Annotated in this window: 3 protein-coding genes; 1 reads left to right on the top strand and 2 read right to left on the bottom strand. The window is 27.3% G+C overall.

The features are described from left to right. Window positions 1-18: 18 nt before the first annotated feature. Entirely contained in the window at window positions 19-984 is a 966-nt protein-coding gene (locus tag ACTHW2_RS12825) for an iron chelate uptake ABC transporter family permease subunit (RefSeq protein WP_442264282.1), read from the bottom strand. Window position 985: 1 nt separating this feature from the next. Then, a complete protein-coding gene (locus ACTHW2_RS12820; protein WP_442264281.1) occupies window positions 986-1,930 on the bottom strand; it encodes an ABC transporter permease in 945 nt (314 codons plus the stop codon). A gap of 181 nt (window positions 1,931-2,111) precedes the next feature. Here ACTHW2_RS12820 and ACTHW2_RS12815 point away from each other — a divergent pair, with 181 nt between their 5' ends. After that, entirely contained in the window at window positions 2,112-2,597 is a 486-nt protein-coding gene (locus ACTHW2_RS12815) for a hypothetical protein (RefSeq protein WP_442264280.1), read from the top strand. Window positions 2,598-2,615 lie beyond the last annotated feature (18 nt).

Raw genomic sequence — 2,615 nt, 5'->3', positions numbered from 1 at the left:
TAGTTTCTTTTCTTTTACTTAGAAATTATCTCTTGACATATTACCAGATTGCTTTAACAATAGATGTATAAAATATACTCCCCCTATAAAGTTGATAATTACACTAATTGGTATTCCAAAGTTAAATATTCTTTCTATCAATAACTGTCCTCCTATTAGAAAAACTATGCCAAGTAAGGATGAGACTATAAAGAGATATTTATGTTCAAATGTTTTCATAACTTCACGTGCTAAATTAACCACAAGTAATCCTAAAAATGTTACTGGTCCTACTAGAGCAGTAGAAACTGAAACTAAGATTGAAACTATAAATAATAATCTTTTTATTATCTTGTCATAATCTATACCTAGGTTAATTGATTGTTCTCTTCCTAGAGCTAATACATCTAAGATTTTAGTGAATTTAAACGAATATATGACTACAAATCCTATAATTAAACTTGTTAGTGCCAATATGTTTGTATTTACATTATTAAAACTTGCAAACATTTTTCCCTGTATGTGCATAAATTCATTTGGATCTATCATCATTTGCATAAAAGAAGATATACTTTGGAAAAGTGTACCAAGTATCATCCCAACTAGTAGTAGTTTTAATATATTACTATCTTCCTTGATAAATAAAAATTTATATAAAACACTAGAAAACATTAACATAAGTATCACAGTGACAAAGAAATTTATACTAGAATTTCTTATAAATATGCTACTTGAACCCAATAGAAATACAACTAATGTTTGTATTAGCATATAAAGTGAATCTAAACCAAGGATACTCGGCGTAAGTATTCTATTATTTGTTACAGTTTGAAATATTAAAGATGATAGTGATATAGATATTCCAGTTATTAGAATAGCTATAATCTTTGGAGTACGTTTTGAAAGTAAGTATCTCCAATTGGTACTTTTAAGCCCTAAAAATAAGAATAAGGATATTAAGATTATGCCTAAAGCAGTCAAAATATATATTTTTCTTTTTTTCATCTTATTTATTCCCCCTTATCAATAAATAGAGGAATATAATGCTTCCTACTAGCCCTACGATTAAACTTATAGATACTTCATAAGGATATATAATAATTCTTCCAACAATATCACTAGCAAGTAGAAATGTAGCACCAAATAAAGCTGTAGGTATTATATTTTTCTTCATATTATCACCCATAAAAATTGTAATAATATTGGGTATAATAAGACCTAGAAATGGTATTCTACCAACTGTTATAACAACTAATGATGTTATAAGGGCTACTATTCCTATCCCTAAGTTTGCAATCCTATTATGATTCAAACCAAGATTTGTTGAAAAGTCTTCACCCATTCCTACCACTGTAAACTTATTTGCATATATAAATGCAATTATAATTAATGGAACACTTATGTATAAAAGCTCATATCTTCCCTTAATTATCATAGAGAAATCTCCTTGTAGCCAAATAGATATATTTTGTACCAAATCATTGCTATAAGCTAAAAAGGTAGCTAGAGAATCAATAATACTACCCAGCATCATTCCAACAAGCGGAATAAAAATATCATTTTTAACCTTAATCTTCTTCAAGATATGCATAAACAGAAATGTACCCATTACTGCAAACAAAAATGAAATAAACATCTTTTCTATTGCGCTAGTTCCATTAAATAATAATATGGAAACTAGAACACCAAGCTTAGCCGAATCAACAGTGGTTGCAGTAGTCGGTGAAACAAACTTATTTCTATTAATCTGCTGCATGATCAATCCTGAAATACTCATTCCTACTCCTGCAAATATAATGCTTATAAGTCTTGGCAATCTTGTTAAAAGTATTATTTGTAGCCCTTCTCTATTTAAACTTAAAATATCTAGAACACCTATATCACTAACACCAGTAAATATTGATACTACTGATAAGGTAATTAAAACTAGAAATAAAATTATATTAATCATCTAACACTCCTATTCATAAAATAAGTCCCTCTTTCTTTTATTATCTTTATTTGATATAATTGATAATCATTATCAACATGAGCTATATTATCATTTCTTTTTACATGAGTCTTTGACAGTATTTATATTTTATTACTATATTTATATAAAAGCATTTTGACATAGAAGGAGTTGTACTAATTTGGATAAACTTAGAATAAAAGAAACTTTGGAAAGTTTCAACTTGGCTACTCATCTGCCAATAATAGCTATTTCATCACATGGAACTAGAATACATTCATTTGGATATGATAAAAGATTACATATGTATTTAAAAAACTATAATATTAAAAATAAATTTCTTTCAATACTAAAGCAAAAAAACAGTATAAACACAGCTACTATAATGGTTTCAAAAGATATATTTTTTACAGCTTCTACCATATGCCCTAGGAATTCTTGTGAAAATCTTTTTATTTTTGGACCTTATTCTTATGATAAAGATAATGTACAGAATATAATCTATAAACCTAGACATATTATTAAACATCATCTATCTCTACTTACTAACTTATGGGAAGATCATTGTCCTAGAAAAAATTCAGTTTTAGAAAATACAGCTTTTAGTCTTCATATAAAAAAGGCTATTGATTATATAAGTAAGCGTCAAACACAGCCCACATTTTAATCTCTAAATTTCTATGGG

The sequence above is a fragment of the Tissierella sp. genome (genome assembly GCF_052089545.1).
Classification (GTDB): domain Bacteria; phylum Bacillota; class Clostridia; order Tissierellales; family Tissierellaceae; genus Tissierella_A.
The sequence above is the reverse complement of the archived record's forward strand: the minus strand, read 5'-3'. Positions and strand labels throughout refer to the sequence as shown.

What these genes read in the sequence shown, in the direction of transcription:
- ACTHW2_RS12825 (WP_442264282.1), bottom strand. Translation starts at nt 984, where the DNA reads ATGAAAAAAAGAAAAATATATATTTTGACTGCTTTAGGCATAATCTTA.
- ACTHW2_RS12820 (WP_442264281.1), bottom strand. Translation starts at nt 1,930, where the DNA reads ATGATTAATATAATTTTATTTCTAGTTTTAATTACCTTATCAGTAGTA.